14 protein-coding genes and 1 tRNA gene are annotated in these 20,152 nt (G+C 65.9%); 7 read left to right on the forward strand and 8 right to left on the reverse strand.

Translation table 11 applies throughout. The annotated features are described in order from the left end of the window. Nucleotides 1-9: 9 nt before the first annotated feature. From C7389_RS16590 to infA, 5 genes are all read right to left on the reverse strand, one after another. Nucleotides 10-3,771, reverse strand: coding sequence for a glycosyltransferase (locus C7389_RS16590; RefSeq protein WP_133593521.1), 3,762 nt, complete (start codon nucleotides 3,769-3,771; stop codon nucleotides 10-12). A gap of 16 nt (nucleotides 3,772-3,787) precedes the next feature. Then, complete coding sequence (locus C7389_RS16595; protein WP_133593523.1) at nucleotides 3,788-5,875, reverse strand: methyltransferase domain-containing protein; 2,088 nt, start codon at nucleotides 5,873-5,875, stop codon at nucleotides 3,788-3,790. Nucleotides 5,876-5,994: 119 nt separating this feature from the next. Beyond that, entirely contained in the window at nucleotides 5,995-7,803 is a 1,809-nt protein-coding gene (locus C7389_RS16600; RefSeq protein ID WP_133593525.1) for a GGDEF domain-containing protein, read from the reverse strand. Between the two features lie 6 nt (nucleotides 7,804-7,809). Next, a complete protein-coding gene (locus C7389_RS16605; RefSeq protein ID WP_133593527.1) occupies nucleotides 7,810-9,621 on the reverse strand; it encodes a GGDEF domain-containing protein in 1,812 nt (603 codons plus the stop codon). A gap of 121 nt (nucleotides 9,622-9,742) precedes the next feature. Beyond that, the gene (infA, locus tag C7389_RS16610) at nucleotides 9,743-9,994 is read right to left on the reverse strand and encodes a translation initiation factor IF-1 (protein WP_133593528.1); all 252 of its coding nucleotides are present in this window, start codon (nucleotides 9,992-9,994) and stop codon (nucleotides 9,743-9,745) included. 609 nt (nucleotides 9,995-10,603) lie between these two features. Between infA and C7389_RS16615 the strand changes: the two genes are divergently transcribed. After that, nucleotides 10,604-10,954 carry a DUF2141 domain-containing protein gene (locus C7389_RS16615; RefSeq protein ID WP_246034821.1) on the forward strand — a complete coding sequence of 117 codons (351 nt, stop codon included), beginning with the start codon at nucleotides 10,604-10,606 and terminating at the stop codon, nucleotides 10,952-10,954. A gap of 80 nt (nucleotides 10,955-11,034) precedes the next feature. On the opposite strand, the gene C7389_RS16620 is transcribed toward C7389_RS16615, so the two are convergent. After that, nucleotides 11,035-12,246, reverse strand: coding sequence for a YcjF family protein (locus tag C7389_RS16620; protein ID WP_342773511.1), 1,212 nt, complete (start codon nucleotides 12,244-12,246; stop codon nucleotides 11,035-11,037). On the opposite strand from C7389_RS16620, the gene C7389_RS16625 reads away from it, so the two are divergent. Together C7389_RS16625 and C7389_RS16630 are read left to right on the forward strand one after the other, a co-directional pair. Continuing rightward, nucleotides 12,134-12,547 (forward strand): ProQ/FINO family protein, encoded by a 414-nt coding sequence (locus C7389_RS16625; protein WP_133593534.1) that lies wholly within the window; start codon nucleotides 12,134-12,136, stop codon nucleotides 12,545-12,547. The two genes, C7389_RS16620 and C7389_RS16625, sit on opposite strands and share 113 nt — an antisense overlap. After that, nucleotides 12,544-13,026 (forward strand): CreA family protein, encoded by a 483-nt coding sequence (locus C7389_RS16630; protein WP_133593536.1) that lies wholly within the window; start codon nucleotides 12,544-12,546, stop codon nucleotides 13,024-13,026. The genes C7389_RS16625 and C7389_RS16630 overlap by 4 nt, the downstream gene beginning before the upstream one ends. Before the next feature lie 28 nt (nucleotides 13,027-13,054). Here C7389_RS16630 and C7389_RS24910 read toward each other — a convergent pair whose 3' ends face one another. Further along, entirely contained in the window at nucleotides 13,055-13,225 is a 171-nt protein-coding gene (locus C7389_RS24910) for a hypothetical protein (protein WP_162851763.1), read from the reverse strand. Between the two features lie 147 nt (nucleotides 13,226-13,372). Between C7389_RS24910 and C7389_RS16635 the strand changes: the two genes are divergently transcribed. After that, nucleotides 13,373-13,448, forward strand: a tRNA-Thr gene (locus C7389_RS16635). Between the two features lie 51 nt (nucleotides 13,449-13,499). Here C7389_RS16635 and C7389_RS24915 read toward each other — a convergent pair. Continuing rightward, nucleotides 13,500-13,784: a hypothetical protein gene (locus tag C7389_RS24915; protein WP_162851768.1), complete on the reverse strand. Its 285-nt coding sequence runs from the start codon at nucleotides 13,782-13,784 to the stop codon at nucleotides 13,500-13,502. Nucleotides 13,785-14,099: 315 nt separating this feature from the next. Here C7389_RS24915 and C7389_RS16640 point away from each other — a divergent pair, with 315 nt between their 5' ends. The 3 genes from C7389_RS16640 to C7389_RS16650 all read left to right on the forward strand — a co-directional run bounded on the left by C7389_RS16640 (nucleotide 14,100) and on the right by C7389_RS16650 (nucleotide 20,152). Then, the gene (locus C7389_RS16640; protein ID WP_133593538.1) at nucleotides 14,100-14,432 is read left to right on the forward strand and encodes an antibiotic biosynthesis monooxygenase family protein; all 333 of its coding nucleotides are present in this window, start codon (nucleotides 14,100-14,102) and stop codon (nucleotides 14,430-14,432) included. 662 nt (nucleotides 14,433-15,094) lie between these two features. Then, a complete protein-coding gene (locus C7389_RS16645; protein ID WP_133593540.1) occupies nucleotides 15,095-18,811 on the forward strand; it encodes a PAS domain S-box protein in 3,717 nt (1,238 codons plus the stop codon). Nucleotides 18,812-19,036: 225 nt separating this feature from the next. Next, entirely contained in the window at nucleotides 19,037-20,152 is a 1,116-nt protein-coding gene (locus C7389_RS16650) for an FIST N-terminal domain-containing protein (RefSeq protein ID WP_133593542.1), read from the forward strand.

The raw sequence follows: 20,152 nt of genomic DNA on the forward strand, positions 1-20,152 counted from the left end.
GTATCCCTTTCAGGGGGCGATGGAGTAATCGGTGCTGCTGGCGCTGGTGTCACCTGTCCAGGCTTCGAGCCAGGCGTTCTGGAAGCGGTTCTGCTTCCAGTCGGTGATGACGGCGTTGCGCAGGGCTTCACCCTGCAGTTGCAAGGCGCGGGCCTCGTCGCTGCGGGCGAGGATTTCCGCCTTCCAGGCTTGCGCCTTGCCCGGCAGCAGCGTCACCGGCAGGCCGCATTGGTAGGGCGTGATGTCGGAGGCGATCACTGGAATGCCGAGAATGCCGTACTCCAGCAGGCGGAGATTGCTCTTGCATTCGTTGAAGCGGTGATGGGCCAGGGGCGCAAGGGCGAGGTCCAGCCGCAAGGACGCGAGCTTGCTGCGGTAGTCAGCGAAGGGCACTCCGGGGTGGAACTCGTACAGCTTGGTGGAGACACCGGGCGGACGCAGGCCGAAGAAGACCCAATCCACCTTGCGGGCAAGCGCGGGGATGACCTCGGCGAGCAGGGCGAGGTCGCCCGCATGGCTCATGCCTCCTGCCCAGCCAACGCGCAGGCGGCGGCCTGGTTGCAGGATTCGGGGAGGGAGATTGGGCCAGTCCTCCGGGTTAATGGCGTTCGGGATGACGCGGATGTCGTCATGGAAATGGCGCAGGGCGTCGGCAAGCGCTGCGGTGGAGACGGTGACGCAGTCGCTGAGGCCGCAGGCGTCGGCGATACGGCGTTCGATGTCGGGCCAGACGTCGGCGGAATGGGGGTTATCCGCACGAACTGCGGTCAGCAGATCGTCGAAATCCATGACGACGCGCATGCCCGGCAGATCGCGCCGCAGCGCGGCCAGTGCCTGCAGGTGGTTGTCATCCACCTGGCGCTGGGTGAACAGCGTGTTCACATCCAGGCGGCTCAGGGTGAGGGCATCGGGGTAGCCGGGCAGGACGCGGCCGTCGATGCGCGTCTGCTTGGTGGCGAATTCAGTTGGCGCAGTGACCCGGTAATAGCCAGAGCCGGAGGCGTCGGCGGGAAGTGCGACCAGGCGCGGCAGGTTCGCTTCCGCCAGGCGCGACCGCATCAGCTCCTGCCGGGTATCCAGCGGATAGCTGTTGGCTTGCAGGCTGTGGCCGGGGTTGTAGTAGGGATCATGCGCCAGCCGTTCCAGCCAGCGTTCCATGAAGGCCGCCCTGTTGCGGGCGAAACTTGCGCTGCGCTTGGCAATCGCTTCCGGCGTGACGGTGTGGGCCTTCAGGGAGTGGCCGGTTTCATGCAGCAGGCTGACTGAAGGCGTCCACAAGATGCGGTAGCCATGTTCGCGCAGGCGCAGGCACAGGTCGAAGTCGCCGTAGGCAAGATCCAGTTCCTCTTCATCGAAGCCGCCAGCAAGCTGGAATGCGGCGCGCTTGATGAGCAGGCAGGCGGCGCTGGCGGCAGAGACTTCCTGTTCGCAGATCAAGCGTTCCGCGTAACCGGCCTCCTCGATGGGGGCGCCGATGTAGGCGAAGTCAGCCGCGCCCCCCAGGCCTAGAACGATGCCGGCGTGCTGCACGCGGCCGTCGGGAAACAGGAGCCGGGGGGACACCGCGGCGACGTCGGCTTCGTCCAGCCGTGCAGCCAGTTCGGCGAGCCAGCCGGAGGAGAGGCCCGCAGTGTCATCGTTGAGGAAGAGCAGGAATTCGCCGTGGGCGGCGCTGGCGCCGAGATTGGCGAGGCGGGAGAAGTTGAAGGCCTCATCCACTTCGATCACCCGCAGCCTGTCGCTGCCCAGTTGGTGCAGGCCGTTCAGGTAGTCCAGGGTCTCGTGGCTGCGGCTCTGGTTGTTCAGCACCAGGATTTCCAGGTCGGGGTAGCCGCCTTCGCCCACCAGCGTTTCCAGGCAGCGCTGCAGCATCTTGCCGCCGTCGCGGGTGGGGATGATGACGCTGAGCAGGGGAGCCCGCTTCAGTTGGTACTGCAGGCTGGTGCCGGGCCAGCGCGCCCCGGAGGGGAGGCGGGGCTGGGCTTCAACTGCCAGCCGGCGGCGGGCGAGGTGGGCGTTGATCACCCGCGCGTAGCCTTCGCACAGCGCCTGCTGGCGACTGTTCTCCAGCGGCGCCTGATCGCGATGCACGGCGAGGCGGGCGATGTGCACAATGCCGGTGGCGGGCAGCCCGGCGTCGAGCTGCCTCAGCAGGGCGTCGGTGCCGGCGAGGTCGGGGGCCACCGGGGCCAGGCCGCCGTGGGCGAGCAACTGTTCGCGCTGAAGGAAGAGGTTGCGACCGAGGTAGTTGGCGCAGCGCAGGCGCTGCAGGTCGAAATCGGGCTTGAGCAGCGGGTCGTCGTGTCCGCCAGTGGCGGAGATGCCGTCCTCGTCAAAATAGACGGCCCAGGCATCCGCATGACTGTGCAGCCGTTGCTGGAGGTACCAAGTGCTCGCAGCAGCCAGCTGATCCCCCGACCATAGCAGCACCACCCATTCCGCGCCGCTGCTGGCGAGCAGATGGTTGGCCCGGTCGGCCCAGCCATCTGTCGGCGCGAGGAGGTCGGTACGCACCTGGCTGTGCCACAGCCGCTGTATGGTCTGCCGCGTGCGTTCGGTGGCTTCCGGTCGGGCGCCATCGTCGATGACGATGGCGTGGAGTTGCAGCGCGCGGTCGGCGGCATGATGCGCGGCCCAGACGACGAGATCTGCGCGCGAGGCCAGGTTGGCATCCAGCCACTGCGCGTAGCGCAATTGTCTCCCCGCGCTTGCCAGAGAGCGCCGGCTGCCCTGGCCATGGGAATGCTCGAGGATGATCTGCTCGTAGATCGAGGCCAAGTTCTTGCCCGCCTGCGCCATGGTTCTTTGCGCGAGCACCTCGCGCTGGGCCTGGCTGGCGATGCGGTGGCGTAGGGCATGGTCCTGCAGCAGCCTCTCCAGCGCTGCGACCCACTCTGCGGGCTCCTTACCCACCAGCAGCCCCGTTTCGCCATCGGCGATCTGCCCGTAAGGCGGGAGCCTGCTGTAGATGCCGGCGATGCCGGCCATCGAGTACTCAAGCCATTTGATGTCACTCTTGGCCTGGTTGAAGGGCGTATCGACCAGTGGCGCAATACCGATGTCCACTTGGAGCTGGCAAAGGGTTTCCGCATAGGCCGCGTAGGGCAGGCCGCCGCCAATGGTGAGGACGCCCGGTTGCGAGGCCAGCCGCTCGGTGGCGCAGCCGAAGAGGCACAACTCCACCTCGTCACCATGGCGCGCCAGTATCTCCAGCAAGGCCTCCTCCACCAGGCGCAGGTCGGAAACGTGGGTGGCGCTGCCGGCAAAACCCACCCGCAGACGCCGGTTGGGTTTCACTGCCGGCGGGCGCGCAGTCCAGATTTGCTCGTCGATCGGGTTGGGCTGGACATGTACCTTGGGGTTGTAGTGCCGGTAATGCCCGGCCAGGGCAGGGGTGGAGACAGTGAGCGCGCAACAGCGCTGCATCAAGGCGACGAGGATGTCGGCGGCTTCTTCGCTGTAGTCTGCCATTGGGTTGTCGCCGGGGATGCCGGTGAGCAGGTCGTCCGTCTCGTAGATGACCGGGATGCCGAGGCTGAAGAGCGTGTCCAGCAAGGTTTCGACGCCGGTCGCCCGCGGAAAGGCGCGCTGGATGACGATCAAGTCCGCCTGTTCCAGGCCCTTGAGGTTGATCTCCATGCTGTCCTTGCCGATCCGGGCGTGCCAGTTCAGCACCAGGCCGGCGGAACGTATCGGGTCGGCCAGACGAAGGCGGGCGCAGGCGCTGTCCAGCGCGTCGGTGGAGAAAACGGATATCTGGCGGGGCGGCACTCGGGGCTCCATCTGCTCAAGCCGCGCGGGCTTTTTCGACCTGGATCACGAAGGTGAAGCCGTTGCCGACCTTGTCATCCACGTCCATGACCTCGATAAGCTTCCAGCCGAGGTGCCGGACCAGTTCGACGGCATCTTCGGTGATCCACACCGTGTGATGGCGGTCAGACGCATCCAGGGTGCCGGAGGCATGGCGTTCTTCGAGCTCGGCAAGGGTGGTGCGGGGGCGCACCTTGTCGAAAGTCCGCTCCTTGTGCGGGAATATGGTGAAGATCAGCCCGCCGTCGCGCACGACCCGGTACCACTCCTTCAGGGTGCCGATGGTGTCATGGAAGTGCTCGAGTACATGGGAGGTCAGCACGTAGTCCAGGCTGCCATTCGCCAAGGGCAGGCGATTGCCGGCGGCAAGGATGTCGATGCGCTGGATTTCGCCGCTCAGTTCCATCTGCTCCTTGGTGTAACGGGACTCGACCCACTTGTCGACGAAGAGGCAGTCGGGAATGTGGAAGGCATTGTGCGCCGAGGGGTCGACCTCGATTCCGCGCTTGCCATCAAGCAGGCGGTGGGCCAGGGCGGAGTCCGGGAATAGGCTGCCGTTGGGCGGCGCGTCCTCGTCAGCCGTGTCTTCCTCCCCGATCTCCTCTACTGACTCTTCCCGTGGAAGAGGGCGGCGAAGATCGGCGAGAAGGCGCGCCCAGGGGATTGGCCCGAGCGCAGGCAGTTTGCCCAGCGTCTGGCGAATCAGGTCCAGCGCCTCGAAATGCTCGCCGGGCTGACGCAGCAGGGGACTCAGCACGGCAAGCACCGCTTCGTGGCGCTGTTCGGCGCTGTGCAGACGGGCAAGCTCGAGATGTGCTTCCGCCGGCGGTTGTTCCCGTGCTTGTGCGAGTTCCAGGAACTCCAGCGCGATGGCCCGCTCCCCCTGGCTGAGTGCGATGCGGGCGATTTCCAGATAGGGACGGGGAAGCGGCGTATCGGTATTGACGAGTTGCTGGAACAAGGAGAACGCCGTGCCGACGTCTCCTGCCGCCTGCAGTTGAAGTGCCTCTTCGACGATAGCTTGATCCGGGTGAGGCGGAGCGGGGCGTTTTTTTGGGGGGCGGCGTGATCGTGCGGCGCTGGCCTGGACGGGGGTTGCAGCTTTGAGGGAGGGAAGCACTGCCTGACGCATTTCCGGGGTAATCACCCCGCTTGAATTCCTGCTCGCGGCCAGAGCCTGAGTTTCCTCGATGAAGGCTGGTAGTTGCTGTGCGAAAGCGTCGACCCAGCGTCGCCATTCCCAGCGCACTTGGGCGACAGTGCCCTTGAGTCGTTCCAGGGCGCCGGGAGTGTCGGCCCAGTCGCAGCCGGCAGAGTAAGTTTCTACCTCAGGGATCTCGGTCAGCAGGCGGCTGCGGAAGTAGAGCACCGGGCAGCCGGCGAGCATCGCATGTGTGCATGTGCCGCTGCGTTCGGCGGAGTACAGGACTTCCGAACGGCTGAAAAGCTGGATCAGCTCCGGCAGGGAGATCGGCTGCTTGTTGTCCAGTATGCGGATGTCGGCGGGAAGACGGGTGAAGTCGATCTCGTCTGCTCGCAGGCGATTCAGGTACAGCAGGGCGCCGCTGCGCGGGCCATGTATATTCGCGGGTTCATAGGTAGGCGCCAGGGCTGAAGGCCGCAGAAAGCGCGGTGCTGTCTGCCCGCTAGGAACGAAGTCCTTCGAGTAGTAATAGACAAGGTCATGTTCGCCGAGGACAACCGGCTTCTGCGTCAGGGCGCCGCTGCGATTCAACATCCAACGTACGACGGCCTGGGCCCGAAGGGGATTGTCGCTGACCACTTCCGGATAGATAACGATGGGGGCGAGACCAGCCGAGGCGTGACGGGTGAGATCCTCTTCGCTGAGCAGGCGTACGTTGAAGGCGGGGTGCGTCTTGCGGGTATTAAGCAGATAGGCCGCCTGGCCCGCCCGATTGAGCACGTCGCACAGCACGTGTAGAGCCAGGACTCCGCTAGAGTTTTCGCGGTAATCCACTGCGTATATGTAGTAAGGCGCCTGCGCCTTTATGAAGGCGCCGGTAAACGCGAGGTCGGGGTCTGATTCTGATGCTGGAGGAAGCATGGTGTGATCCAGGCTCTTTGCTGGGCAATTGGCCGCTTGACACTATGAACCTGGATGGAGACGGCGTGTGTGCGGAATACGTCTGGTTTAACCGGCTATTTCTCCGCCACCAGCTTTGTTCAGCGCGGTGCTTCTATCGTCGCCACCCGGTTCTTCCCGCTCTGTTTGGCCTGGTACATCGCCGAATCGGCGCGGCCGAGGGCGACGTCCAGGTTCTCGCCCGGCAGCACTTGAGTGACGCCGGCGCTGAAGGTGATGACGCGTTGCTCGGCGCCATTCATGAACAGCGCCCGGGTGAGTTCGCGCTGCAGTCGCACCAGGGCCTGGCTGGCCTGGGTCAAGTCGGTTTCGGGCAGGATGATGACGAACTCCTCGCCGCCGTAGCGGGCGAGAGTGTCTTGCGGGCGCAGCTGGTGCTGGATCACGTTGCTGAGGTGGCGCAGGGCGTCGTCGCCGGCCTGGTGGCCCAGGGTGTCGTTGAGTTGCTTGAAGTTGTCCACGTCCAGCAGGGCGAGGCACAGGGGCAGGGCGCGGCGTTCGGCGCGGGCGGCCTCTTTGATGAAGCTCTCTTCCAAGCCGCGCCGGTTGGCCGCGCCGGTGAGCTGGTCGTGGCGCATCAGCCGGCTGGCCTCTTCCAGCTCGGCCTGCATGGCGGCGATCTTGGCTTCGGCGGCTTCGGCCCGCAGGCGGGCACCCTGGAGTTCGTCGCGGGAGCGGGCGGTTTCGAACTGGACGGCGCGGGTGTCGCGCATGACTTCGTCCAGCACGTCGCTGATCTCCGCGATGTCGCGGGCGGCGGCGATCTTCTGCGCGCACTGGCCGATGCGGTCGTGGTAGCTGCCGGTGCTTTCGGCGAAGCGGGCGAGCTGGTCGACGAAGCCGGCAAGCATGTTGCGCAGGTTGCGCTGGGCTTCCGCGAGGTTGTGCTTGAGCTGGCTCTGCTTGTAGATGAGCTCCTTCAGCCGGCGCTCGGCGTCGTCGATCATGCGCAGGGTGGCGGGCTGGTCGATGACATCGCGCAGCATCTCGATCTGGCCGTGCAGCCACTGGTCGTCCACCACCAGCTCGTCGATGTTGTCCAGCAGTAGGCGCAGCAGGTCCAGCAGGCCGGCGCGGATCTCGGCGGCGTCGGCGGCGGTGCCTTCCAGGCGATGGCTGAACTTGGCGAGTTGGCGGCGGACGTTGGCGAGATCGCGCTCGCTGGCGGCACGGCGCACGTCGGCGGCGATGAGGCCGGCGTCGTTGATGAGCTCGGGGTGTTCGCCGAGGAAAGCGGGGATGACTGTTTCCAGCGCCAGCAATAGCAGGTCGCGCAGGCCGGTCATCAGTTCCCGGCTTTCATCGCTGGCGAGCAGGCGTACGCCGATGACGCTGTCGGTGGGGGCGGCAGTCAGGAGATGGTCTCTGCCGGCGGAGAGTTCCGGCGTTTCCGGCGGCAGCGATTGTTCCGGGTCAATGGGGCTCTGCCCCCAGGCGCGGAGCAGGGCCTGGAGGCGGCCGTGCAGCGTTGCCGGGTCGTTGGCGCTGAGCACCCGCTCCAGGGATTCGCGCTTGCGGGCGGTGGTCCAGCCGAGCTGGCGGCCTTCCCACTGACGCAGCAGCTGCGCGATGAGTTCGTTCCAGGCCGGTGGCGGCTCCAGGCGCAGGCTGTCGATGTAGCCGTCCAGTGCTTCGCGCACCGGGGCCGGCTCATCCGAAGTCAGGGCCTGGTCGAGCTGGCGGGCGAGGCGCTGGCGCTCGGGCGAGTCGCGCGGTATGCGGCGGGCGAGGTCGCGGACGAAGGCGAGGGGAAAGACCTCCACCGCCTCGCTGCCGGCAATCTCGTAGTACAGCCGCAGGTAGTTGTCAGGGGTGGGTGCGACGCGGCGGGTTGCCAGCTGGCGCAGGGTTTCGCGGGCAATCTCGAAAGGGTTGGTGGCAGCGGCCATGGCAACTCATGCGGCGGTGAGAACGCGGTTCTTGCCAGCGCGCTTGGCGGCGTACATGGCCCTGTCGGCCCGTTCTATCGCCAGTTGCGCTTCTTCTTCCGTTTGCAGGCGGGTGATGCCGGCACTGAAGGTGATGAGCAGTTTCTGCTCGCCGGCGAGGAAGAAGCGCCGGGTGAGCTCGCGCTGCAGTCGCACGAGTACGGCGTGGGCGTCTTCCAGTTCGGTTTCGGGCAGCAGGATGAGAAATTCCTCGCCGCCGTAGCGGCCCACGGTGTCGTGCGGTCGCAGCGACTCGCGCACCACCGCGGCGAGATGGCGCAGGGCGTCGTCGCCGGTGGTGTGGCCGAAGGTGTCATTGAGCTGCTTGAAGTTGTCCACGTCCAGCAGGGCCAGGCAGAGGCTGTTGCCCTTGCGCCGCATGCGGGCGATCTCCCGTGCCAGGGCTTCGTCCAGGCCCTTGCGGTTGAGGGCGCCGGTGAGCGGGTCGTGGCGCACCAGCTCGCTGGTTTCGTCCAGTTCCCGCTGCAGCTTCAGGATGTGCTGGTTGGCGTGGTCCACCTGGGCACGCAACTCGCTCAGCTCGGCGCCAGAGCGCTGGGCGGAGGCCTGGGCGCTACGGGTTTCGCGCAGCATTTCCTCGACCACGTCGGTGAGCTCGGAGATGTCGGAGGCGCTGCTGATGCGCTCGGCGCAGTGGCCCAGGGCGTCGTGGTACTCGGTGGTGGTGTCGGAGAACTCGGCCAGGCGGTCGATGAAGCCGGCCAGCATGGTCTTGAGCCGGTGCTGGGCGTCGGTGAGTTCGCGTTTCAGCCTACCCTGCTTGTCGATGACGTCGCGCAGGCGGCGCTCCACTTCGTCCAGCACGCGGATGTCCGGGCTGCCGGCGAAGGCCTCGGCGAGCACGCTGAGCTGGCCGTGCAGCCATTGATCGTCCAGCACCAGCTCGCGGATGTTGTCCACCAGCAGGCGCAGCAGGCCGAGCAGGGCGCTGCGCACCGCGCTGTTGTCTTCGGCCATCCAGTTGAGGCGGACGGAGAAGGTGTCCAGGCGCCGGACGAGGGCGTCGGGGATGGCGCCCTCCAGTTGGTCGAAAGTGCTCGCCAGTTCCCGGGTTTCCTCGAGCAGCGCTGGATCGCCCGCGACCAGCGGCGTGAGGCCGCGCTGCAGCAGCTGGGAGATCAGCGGCGCGAGCGGGTGAGGCATGTCGCCGGCGGTTTCCAGTGCTGGCAGGCCGGCAAGCTCCAGCGGCTCGCTTTCGTCCCGCCTTGCCCAGCTGCCGAGCAGGCCTTGCAGGCGCAGGAAGAGCTGTTCGCTGTCCGTGGTGGAAGCGGCCAGCACGTGCTGCAGGGATTCGTTCTTGCGGGCGCGGGTCAGCCCCTCCTGGCGGCGTTCGAGTTCGACGATCAGCTCGCGGATCATCCGCCCCCAGGGCAGGGAGCCTGCGTTGCGCGCCGCGCATACTTCAACCAGCACCTGGCGCAGTTGGGTCCATTGTTCGCTGGCCACGGCGGCCTCGAAGCGGTGGGCGATGCGCAGCCCGTCCGGGGTGTCGCGCGGCAGCAGCGAACTGAGCGCCCGCAGGCTGCGGCCGGGGAAGGCGTCTTCCTCGGCGATGCCGGCGATCTGGTGGTACAGGGTGCGGTAGTTATCCGGCGTCGGCGGGATGCGCTTCACCGCGAGCTGGTGCAGCGCTTCGCGGGCGATGTCGGAGGGGGATGCGGCTTCGGGTGAGGTGTCGCCCCCGCCCGCCGGGCCGCGGCGGAAATCGGTTCCGGAGAGCTCCGCTGGGGGGAGGGACGGTGACGGCGTGCGCGCCATTCGGCATTCCAATCGAGCAGGCGGGAGGAGCCGCCAGGATTGGCCGGATTATGCCTGCCCCGCGGGGTGAAAACCACGGGGGACGATGTCCGGAAGCGCGACTTTTACAAGCGATGCGGGCTCAGTGGGCGGTGGCCGGCGGGCGGCTGCGTTCATCCTTGTGGCGGAAGCAGATGCGCGCCTTGGAGAGGTCGTAAGGCGACATCTCCAGCGTCACCCTGTCGCCGGCGAGAATGCGGATGCGGAACTTGCGCATTTTGCCGGAGGCATAAGCGGCAACGTCGACGCCGTTTTCCAGTTTGACCAGGAAGCGCGCGTCACGGAGGACTTCCTGGACCACACCTTCGAACTGGACGAGTTCTTCTTTAGCCATTGTCTTGCTCCTTGTCGTTGGCCGCGCGAAAAGCACGGCGTCTGCCAAGCGGGGCCTGGCAGGGGCGGAATGAGCGGAACGGTACGGGACCGAAACCGGGCGATCCGGCTTTAGCGCCACCGGCGGGGCCGATGGCAGGGAGGACGGCATGGGGCGGTGTGCCGGGCTCCATGGGGTGGAGTGGCGCAGCCGGCCGGGTGCCGACGGGTCTAACCGCAGGCCGTGTCGGCCGGGGGTCGATGGGGAAGGGCGCTGGGCCCGGCAGTGCCGGCGATGCTCGCCGGCAGGCGCTACCACGAGTGGCAACGGCAAGCTCCGGATTATACAACACTTTTGTATCCTCTCCTACGCCTTTGGGCGAAGCTGGCTCCTGCGGTGGTCCGGCAGGGGCTCTTTCGCGCGCCTTCAACGGGCTTGGGTCTGCTTGCCCTATCTCGCGCTGGCAGACATCCTTCGCGGTTTGTTCTAGACGAGGTGCAGGAAATGGAAGCAGGCCGACCGAGGCTGTTCATGTGCCGTTCGCTCTTGGCGAGCGTGGCGCTTGTCGGGTCCGTTCATGCCCAGACTGCCGCGCCCGCGGCGAGCCAGCCTCATGGACAAACGCTTACCGTGGTGCTGGAGGGCGTGGCACACGAGCGGGGCAGCGTGCGCGTCGGCTTGTACGCCACGCCGAGTTCCTTCCGCAAGGAAATGCACGCGCTGGCGGTGCATGAGGCGCCGGCGGCACCCGGCGTGGTGAGGGTGGTGTTCGACGCGGTGCCGGCAGGGCGCTACGCGGTGATGGCCTATCACGACGAGGACGGCGACGGGAAGCTCAATATGCGCTTCGGCATGTTTCCCGCTGAGGGCTACGGCCTGTCCAACAACCCCCGGGTGATGGGCCCGCCGGCTTTCGAGGACAGCGCCTTCGAAGTGGCGGCAGACCGTCCGTCGCAAATCAATGTGGTGATGAAGTACTGAAAGCAGCTGGCGGGCACCCGCCGGGCGCCCGCCAGTGGTGAAGGCCTGACCGCCAGGCTGCTTCGCCTGGAGGCCGGGTCTCAGACCTTCAGTTCCGCCATCAGCTTGCTCACATCCAGGGTGCGGGCGCGCTGTTCGATTTCCGGCGTGTAGCGCTGCTGCAGGCCACGCGCCTGGCCCAACAGGTCGTTGAAGCTGGTCTTCAGCGCGCTGCCGTCCAGTTTGCGGCCGCCGCCGTAGTAGTGCTTCGCCACCTGGCCGAGGGCGTAGGTGGTCGCGAAGGAGAAGGCAGAGCCCGTGGCGGCGCTGCCGATGGCGCGGCCGGTTTTGCCCAGCACCTTGCCGAGCAGACCGCCGACCAGCTTGCGGCCGAACTGCTCCACGTACTGAGAGGTGAGGCCGACGCCGACGGTGGCGAGAAAGTCGGTGATATGCCCTTTGTCCAGGCTGTAGCCATAAGCTTGGCCGATGCGATAAACCAGCCGCGTCTGCAGCGGAATGATGGCCATTGAGGCGAGGGACTGGGGCAGGAGCTCCAGGGCGCCGTTGAGGATGGCGGCGTTGAGGATGCGCTTGTCCAACTCGGCGGTATCGACAGCCGGCTTTGCCGCCGCCGTGGAAGGTCGCGGCGGGTCGAGTTCTGCCGGCAGCGGTGCGCTGGGCGGAGCCGCTGCCAATCTGTCCGCATCGTCGAGGATGGTCGCGGCCTGCTGCGGCGGCAGATCCAGGGAAGCCCGCAGCTTCTCCAGAAAGGCCGTCTCCTGCGCGTCGTGCACACCGTCGGCATCGCAAACGCCCACCGCCATCTCGTAGGCCAGGTGGCGAAGCTCCCGTGCATCCAGTGCACCGACCGCGTTTTCCAGCGTGATCCGCTTCAGCAAGACATCCTGGTAGAGCGCAAGCAGATCGATACCGCTGCCCTCGCCCAGCGAGGCTGCGACGCGCTTGATCTGTTCGCGCTCCTTGTCGTCCTTGCGCTGATCGGCAAAGGCCGCCATCAGGCAGAGGGCGAGCAGGGCGCGGGTCTGTTCCGGTTGCATGGTGTTCTCCTGTCTGGACGGCGAATGGACAACGCGCACCCGGTTGGGTTTCGCCAGGCGGGCTCGGGTAGAATGGTCCATCGTGCCGCCGCACGTGGGACCCGCCGTCGGGGCCTGAAATCTCTGAGTCTCAGAATCGATGAGTAACGAAACGCCTACGCAGAAAACCTCCCTGGAACCGCGCGCGCTGCTCCAGCGGCTGCAGGAACTGTCTCCCACCTTCCGTGATTGCAAGCCCTTGGCCCTGCGCATAGACGCAGCCATCCTGGAGCGTTTCCCTGAGTTCGAGCGCAAGACCTTGCGCGCCGCGCTGCGCTTCCATACGGCCACCACCCGTTACCTGAAGGCGATGGAACGCTCCACCGAGCGCTATGACTTCGATGGCAATCCGGCCGGGGAGGTGACCGAGGAGCAGCGCACCCACGCCTCCACCACGCTGAAGGAGCGTTTTGCCGCCGCGGCGAAGCAGCAGCGCGAGAAGCGGGAAGCGGAAGAGGCAGCCAAGCGGCGTTCCGAAAAGCTGCAGCAACTGGTGGGGAAGTTCGCCAAGTGAAGACGAAAGCTGCAGCTGCTGCCTGGCTGGTGGGCGCTGCGCTTTTTTCCACTGGTGCCTGGGCCGAGACGGTAGGCGAGGTTTCCACCGTCTGGAAGTTGATCGGCCCCAATCACAAGATCGTGGTCGATGCCTACGACGATCCCAAGGTCGAAGGGGTTACCTGTTACGTTTCCCGCGCCAAGACCGGGGGGCTCTCCGGCGCGGTCGGCCTGGCCGAGGACAAGGCTGAAGCATCCATTGCCTGCCGACAGGTTGGCCCCCTGCGTATCCGCGAACCCCTGCCGAGGAAGGAGGAAGTCTTCTCCGAGCGGCAATCGGTGCTGTTCAAGCGCCTGCAGGTTGTTCGCATGGTGGATCCGACCCGCAATGTGCTGGTCTATCTCACCTATTCCGACAAGCTGATCGAAGGCAGCCCGCAGAACGCGATTACCGCGGTGCCGGTCGATGCCGCTCTCCAGATTCCACTGAAGAAGTAACACTTCTCCCGGCCGGCGCAGTGCCGGCTTACGGGCGCTGGCAGGCGCCTTTGCGTTGCAGGAACCCATGGCGCAGCAGCCAGGCGGATGCCGCACCAGCAAAGGCCAGCGCAATGCTGCCCCCCGGATTGCCTACACCCAGTGCCAGACCCGCAAGCAGACCGAACCCCATGAGAACGCGATTGACCTTGGTTTCCATCTAAGAAGCTCCTAAAACGTCAGCGGCAAGTGCTGTCTCGATGGCTGTAATTTTATACAGTAAATTTGCTGTATGGGAAGTGCTGAATGGCGGCAGGCGGTTTTCTGCTGTCTTGGGCTATAATCCGCCCCCGCCGTAAATGGCGTCGCCCTTGTAGCTCAGTTGGTAGAGCAACGGTTTTGTAAACCGAAGGTCGCGGGTTCGATTCCTGCCGGGGGCACCAGAAAAATCAAAGGCTTGCAGCAATGCAAGCCTTTTTGTCGTGAAGCTGGTGTTACGCCGGGGCAGGTGTCAGATCGTTCTCGCCATCCGGTGAGACATCGATCTGAAGTGGGACGTACTCGGTGCGGTGTTTCTGCGAAGTCGGACTGACTCCATGGAAAATCCGCCACTCCGCCGTGAAGCGCGCATGCGTATCGCAATCATCGCCGTCGAGGGCAGTCTGCTCGCGGCTATTGCCGGTCTGTCCGACCTGTCCTGAATCGCGAACCAGACCCTGCGCATGGCAGGCCCATCCTGGTGGCGGGAAGCTTGCCGGCGTGTCCATCGCGGGCAGCATGGGTGTGGTGGCGCTCCTGGGCGGGACTGATCATCTCCTGCCGCCTCTTTGAGTCCGCGGAGCACATTTCCGCCTAATTGCCCCAGGAAGACGATGCGGGCTTCGGAGCGTGGAAAAGCCGCGGCCCGCCATTGCCGCCCCGCATGGCTCCGGCTAGACTCCGCAGCTTTTTTCCCCGCGGGCCGGCTTCCGGTACCGCCACCAACAAAAAAGCAGAGGCCTGCAGCGACGCAGGCTTTTCTTTCGCGGTCGGGCGGAATTCCCGCCCGAGTGGATCGGCGGCCCGACCGGTTTCCTGCAGGCTTTGGGCGCTCCATGTATACATCCACCTTCACCTTCGCTGCCGGTCATTTCGACGAGGCCTTCCATGCCCTGGACAAGGTCATTGCCGAAGCGGCGAAAGCCATCCCCGGCTATCTGGGCGAGGAGGCCTGGGAGAATCCGGTGAGCGGGCTCGTTTCCAATGTGTACTACTGGGAAAGCATGGAGGCGCTGCAGCAGTTGATGACCCATCCCGCGCATCTGGAGGCGAAGCGGCGCCAGGGCGAGTGGCTCAAGGGATATCAGGTGGTGATCGCCCAGGTGGTCGGCAGCTACGGCGATGGCGGCATTCCCCATCCGTTGGCGCACATCGGGCGGCTAGCGTAGGCAGCCTGACACGGGCGGCGAGGGGGAGGTCCGTAAAGGACGGCGGGTGAGGAGCGCTGCGACGCTGCGGGAGGGCCGGCCCACTCCAGAGAACTGGCGCAGCCGCAGCGCATTGCACTGCGCCAGAACGATGGCGGGTAGCCAGGCGGCGACGTCAAGTTCCCCGCCAAGGTCGCCCGCTTCGTCGCGCTCCTGCGCAACCACCTCGGCAGCATGCGGACGGGCCGGGCAAGCCGGAGTGGTGGCCGACGCGGCGCCCGCACGCCGGCCCGCCCTGGACTGCGGCACGCCCCCCGCGCAAGGCGGAGGCCGGAAGAGCCGCGCGGCATTGATCGGGAACAATGCTCCGCCGGTCCGGGCGGACGTATAACCAAAGGCAGGTATTCGCACAGTCTTCCCCGGCTTCCCCCGCCGCGGCGGGGCTGCATACTCGGAGGCAGGCGATGACAACGGGAATGGGTAGCCGCCCGTAGTGCAACAGGCTGGGCCGTGAGTAAATGCACTATTACCAACGAATTAATTAATTAATATCTGCGGCATGCCGTAGATGACCTGACTACAGGATTTACCGGCGACGGTGAGACTGCACAGAGAGGCTCGCCGATAAGTACAACCAGAACTCAAGACGGCATTGCCACCGGCGGGCCGTCCTTCCTGCCCCCATGCTTGCTTGCCCTCTCAGTCCGCGCTGGATATTCCGTTTCGTCAGCGTTGCCCTGGCCTATTACCTTGGGGGGCAGCTTGGGCTGTCGGTGCCCTTCGTCGGTTCCCACATCACGCTGATCTGGCCGCCCACCGGTATCGCCCTCGCGGCCTTCCTCGGCTGGCAGCGCTCGCTCTGGCCGGCGGTGTGGCTGGCTGCTTTCGCCGTCAATCTCGATATCGGCAGTCCGCCCTGGCTTGCCTTTGCGATTGCCGGCGGCAACACCCTGGGGCCTTGGGTGGCGGCCAGCCTGCTGCAGAAGCGGGGCTTCGATCCGGCGATTCCGCGGCGTCGGGATCTGCTCCACTTTCTTGCCATCGGCGTGGCCGGCGGGATGGCGCTCAGCGCCAGCAACGGAGTGCTCAGCCTGCGGCTGGCGGGCATCCTGCCCACGGAGAACATGCTCTCCGCCTGGACTACCTGGTGGCTGGGCGACGCCATGGGAGCCCTGGTGCTCGGCGTGCCGTTGCTCACCGTGGGGCGCCAGCAATGGCGCACGCTGTTCCATGGCCGGCGCGGCGTGGAACTGGGCTGCGCGCTGCTGATGACCTTGTTGATCGGCGGCCTGGTGTTCGATGGGCACCTGCTGACTTCGGCGGCCACGCCGCTGATGTTCCTGCCCTTCCTGTTGCTGATGTGGATCGCCATCCGCGGCGGCACCGGCCTGGCTTCCACTGCGGCCCTGCTGCTCTCCGCCCAGGCGGTGTGGGCAACGGCTCATGGCGGCGGCCCTTTCCACAACGGCGATCTGCATGCCAGCCTGGCGATGCTATGGGGCTACATGGCCGCCGCCTCCATCACCACCGTGCTCATTACCGTTCTGCTGGGAGAACTGCAGGCCAGCGAAAGCCGGCTGCGGCAGATCTTCGAGAGCAACCACGCCATCAAGCTGGTCTTCGATCCCCGCGACGGCCGCATCCTCGATGCCAACCAGGCCGCTTGCGATTTCTACGGCTATCCCCGTTCCCGCCTGCTGGGCAGCAGCCTGCGCGAGATCGGCACCGACGCGGATGAATTCGACCGCTGCATGGCCGCCAACGCCGCTGCCGGCACTGGCTGGTCCCTCAAGGCCAGGCACCGGCTTGCCTCCGGCGCAGAGCGGGAGGTGGAAATCTACGCTGGCCTGGTGGGCACCGGCGACCGCGCCCGCATCTACGCGATCCTCCACGATGTAACCGAGCGCACCCAGGTCGAGGACGAACTGCAGAAGTTCAAGTTCTTCAACGACAACGCCAACGACGGCTACATGCTGGTGAACGAGCAGGGGCGCATCCTCTACGTGAACCGCATGACCTGCGAGCAGCTGGGCTACACCGAGGCGGAACTGCTACGGATGAGCGTGCCCGACATCGACCCCCACTATGACCTTGCGCGGGTGGTGGCCCACTTCGAACAGGGCAAGCGCACCCGCATGCCGCCGTTCGAGACCGAGCACAGGCGCAAGGATGGCACTTGCGTTCCGCTTGAGATCAACTCCACCGCCTTGCTGGTCAAGGGGCAGTGGCTGGCATTCACCTGCGAGCGCGACATCACCGAGCGCAAGCGCTTCGAGAACGAGCTGCAGAAATTCCGCTTTTTCAGCGACAACGCCAACGACGCCACCTTCCTGGTCGATGAGCGGGGCCGCTTCCTTTACGTAAACCGCATGGCCTGCGAGCAGTTGGGATACAGCGAGGAGGAACTGCTGCAGATGGGCGTGGGCGATGTCGATCCGGCGTACTCGGACGGGCGCCGGGTGCAGCCCCTGCCGGCGGACCAGACCGGCCGCCTCGCGCCCTTCGAATCCACCCACCGGCGGCGCGATGGCTCCTGTTTCCCGGTCGAGATCCTGCTGACGCCGGTGGCCTTCCAGGGTAGCTACCTGCGCTTCGTCAGCGCACGCGACATCAGCGACCGCAAGCGCATCGAGGCTGCCGGGCGACGCCAGCGCGAGAGCCTGGCCAAGCTCAACGAGGTTGCCGCGCTCTCCCATCTGCCGCTCGCCACCCAGCTGCGGCAGGCGCTTGCCATCGCCAGCGCGCAGCTCGAACTGCCCTTCGGCATCGTCAGCCAGGTGAGCGAACGGCGCTACACCATCCTCAGCGAGGTCTCGCCCCACGGCGAGCTGCGGGAAGGACAGGATTTCGAACTGGGGCAAACCTGTTGCGACATCACCCTGAGCGAGATGCGGGTGGTCGCGATCGCCGAGATGGGCAACTCGCTCTACCGCCGCCACCCCAGCTACCAGACCTTACAAATGGAGGCCTACATCGGCGCGGTCATACAGGTGGGCGGCAAGGTGTTCGGCACCGTCAGTTTCAGCTCGCCCCACAGCTATGCGCGCGGATTCGATGAAGGCGACATCGAGTTCGTCGCGCTGCTGGCGCGGTGGATGGGCTCCACGATAGAGCGCGAGCACGCGGCCAGGGAACTGGCCGCCAGCCAGGCCCGGCTGCAGACCATCATCGACAACGAACCGGAAGCGGTGAGCATCCGCCGGCGCGACGGTGCCTACGTGGAGATGAACCGGGCCGCCATGGAGGTACTGGAAATCGGCAGCCTGGAGGAGGCCAACACCTTCGGCGCGATGAACTTCATCGTCCCCGAGCACCGGGCCGCCTATGCTGAGCTGTGCCAGCGGGTGTTCGAGGGCGAATCGGCCACCCTGGAGTTCATGATCGTCGGCAAGGCCGGCACCGTGCGCTGGATGGATACCCATGCCGCCCCGCTGCGCGACGCCAACGGCGTCATCACCGCGGTGCTGGGCGTGACCCGCGACGTGACCCTGCGCAAGCGCGCCGAGTCGCAACTGAGGCTGGCGGCCAACGTCTTCACCCATGCGCACGAGGGCATCATGATCTGCGATGCCAACTGCGCCATCATCGACGTCAATCCCACCTTCACCGAGATCACCGGCTATTCCCGGGAAGCGGTGCTGGGGCAAAAACCCAACATCCTCGCCTCCGGGCGCCAGGCGCATGCCTTCTACGAAGCCATGTGGCAGGCCATACGCACCCAGGGCCACTGGGAGGGCGAACTGTGGAACCGCCGCCGCGACGGCTCCGCCTACGCCGAGCGCCTCACCATTTCGGCGGTGAGCGACCAGCAGGGCGAGGTCAGCCACTACATCGGCACTTTCACCGACATCACCTGTGTGATCAACCAGCGCGAGCAGCTGGAATTCCTCGCCCACTACGACCCGCTCACCAAGCTGCCCAACCGCGCCCTGCTGGCCGACCGCCTGCACCAGACGCTGGCGCAGGCCAGCCGCTCCGGCAGCCTGGTCGCGGTGTGTTACCTGGACCTGGATGGCTTCAAGGCGGTGAACGACGAACTCGGCCACGAGGCCGGCGACGTGCTGCTGATCGAGATCTCCCACCGCCTCAAGGACTGCGTGCGCGCTGGCGACACCGTGTCGCGCCTGGGCGGCGACGAGTTCGTGCTCCTGCTCGGCAGCATAGGCGGCCTGCAGGAGTGCGAGCATGTGATCGGTCGCGTGCTGGAGGCGGTCGCCGCCCCCATCGAACTCGGCACCCAGGCCTGCAATGTCTCCGGCAGCATCGGCATCGCCCTTTATCCGCAGCATGGCACCGACCCGGACGTATTGCTCCGCCTCTCCGACCAGGCCATGTACGCCGCCAAGCAGGCAGGCAAGAACCGCTTCCAGGTACACGCCGCCGCGCCGGGGCCCGACTGAGCGAAGCCAGTCGTGCGAGCAGGCGCTTCTCCCTGGCGGGCAGCGTGAATTACTGCCGGATTGGCGGCGCTTGAAAGGAGCAGGATTACCCCCTAGGAATAGAAGAACGGCCGGTATTCACGAGCCGTGGAAGAACAGGAGGCTGCACCCCGGTGCAAGCCATTTCCACCCGCCGGAAGGCGCACAGCGCGCCGCCACGGCAAGGCCAGGAGGAGGGGAGGTCTCGTGCCCATACGCGTGCAATACGGAAAGACCAGCCAGGCCGCGCCGGCAGAGGCGGTTGCCGAGCTGGCACGGCAGCTCGACGCCGCCGCGCTGCAGGCGGCAATCATCTTCTGCGCTTCCCAGTACGACCTCGCCGAACTCGGCGGAGCGCTGAAGCAGGCTTTCCCTTGCCCGGTCATCGCCTGTACCTCGTCCGGCCAGATCGGCCTGGGCGGCTTCGAACGCGCAGGCCTGGTCGGCATCGGCATCAGCGGCAACTTCCATGTCCAGCTCTTTCCCATCTCTCCGCTGGCCGACCATGCGGCGCAGGCGGTCGCCATCGCCAGCACGACCAAGGCCCGCGCAGCCAGCGGGGAAGGTGGCCGCAACCGGTTCGGATTGCTGCTGATCGACGGACTCTCCATGCTGGAGGAGCGGGTTACCGCCAGCCTCTACCAGGCGCTGGACAACGTGCCCATCATCGGCGGCTCCGCCGGCGATGACCTGAAGTTCGAGGGCACCGCCGTCTATGACGGCGATGGCCATTTCCTCTCCGGTGCGGCCGTGTTCGCGCTGATAGACACCGACGCCGCCATCCTGCCCTTCAAGGTCCAGCACTTCCGTCCCAGCGACACCGAATTCGTCATCACCGCGGCAGATCCGGAGCAGCGCATCATCTACGAGATGAATGGCGAGCCGGCGGCGCTCGCCTACGCCCAGGCCCTGAACCGGTCGGTGGCTGCGCTCGGGCCGGAACTCTTCTCCAAGCATCCACTGGTACTCACCTATGGCGCGGAGACCTATGTGCGCTCCATCCTGCGTTGCAATCCCGATCAATCGCTGACCTGCTACTGCGCCATCGAAGAAGGGCTCATCGTTACCCTGGGCGTTGCCGACAGTCCGCTGGAAACCCTGCGGCTGGCGCTGGACAAAGTGAATGAAGCCCTGGGCGGCACCACCCTGATCCTCGCCTGCGACTGCATCCTGCGCCGGCTGGAGTTCGAGCACACCGGCGACTTCCGGGCGATAGGCCGGCTGATGGCGGAGAACAAGGTGTTCGGTTTCTCCACCTACGGCGAACAGTTCAATGGCATTCATGTAAACCAGACCTTCACCGGCATCGCCCTGGGAGCTTGA

It is taken from the genome of Azoarcus indigens, assembly GCF_004361735.1.
Taxonomy (GTDB): domain Bacteria; phylum Pseudomonadota; class Gammaproteobacteria; order Burkholderiales; family Rhodocyclaceae; genus Azoarcus; species Azoarcus indigens.

Excerpts from the sequence above, each read along its gene's own strand:
- C7389_RS16645 (WP_133593540.1), top strand. The coding sequence starts at position 15,095 with ATGCTTGCTTGCCCTCTCAGTCCGCGCTGGATATTCCGTTTCGTCAGC.
- C7389_RS16595 (WP_133593523.1), bottom strand. The coding sequence starts at position 5,875 with ATGCTTCCTCCAGCATCAGAATCAGACCCCGACCTCGCGTTTACCGGC.
- C7389_RS16625 (WP_133593534.1), top strand. The coding sequence starts at position 12,134 with ATGAGTAACGAAACGCCTACGCAGAAAACCTCCCTGGAACCGCGCGCG.
- C7389_RS16605 (WP_133593527.1), bottom strand. The coding sequence starts at position 9,621 with ATGGCGCGCACGCCGTCACCGTCCCTCCCCCCAGCGGAGCTCTCCGGA.
- C7389_RS16640 (WP_133593538.1), top strand. The coding sequence starts at position 14,100 with ATGTATACATCCACCTTCACCTTCGCTGCCGGTCATTTCGACGAGGCC.
- C7389_RS24915 (WP_162851768.1), bottom strand. The coding sequence starts at position 13,784 with ATGCTGCCCGCGATGGACACGCCGGCAAGCTTCCCGCCACCAGGATGG.
- infA (WP_133593528.1), bottom strand. The coding sequence starts at position 9,994 with ATGGCTAAAGAAGAACTCGTCCAGTTCGAAGGTGTGGTCCAGGAAGTC.
- C7389_RS16620 (WP_342773511.1), bottom strand. The coding sequence starts at position 12,246 with ATGCGCAGGGCCAAGGGCTTGCAATCACGGAAGGTGGGAGACAGTTCC.
- C7389_RS16600 (WP_133593525.1), bottom strand. The coding sequence starts at position 7,803 with ATGGCCGCTGCCACCAACCCTTTCGAGATTGCCCGCGAAACCCTGCGC.
- C7389_RS24910 (WP_162851763.1), bottom strand. The coding sequence starts at position 13,225 with ATGGAAACCAAGGTCAATCGCGTTCTCATGGGGTTCGGTCTGCTTGCG.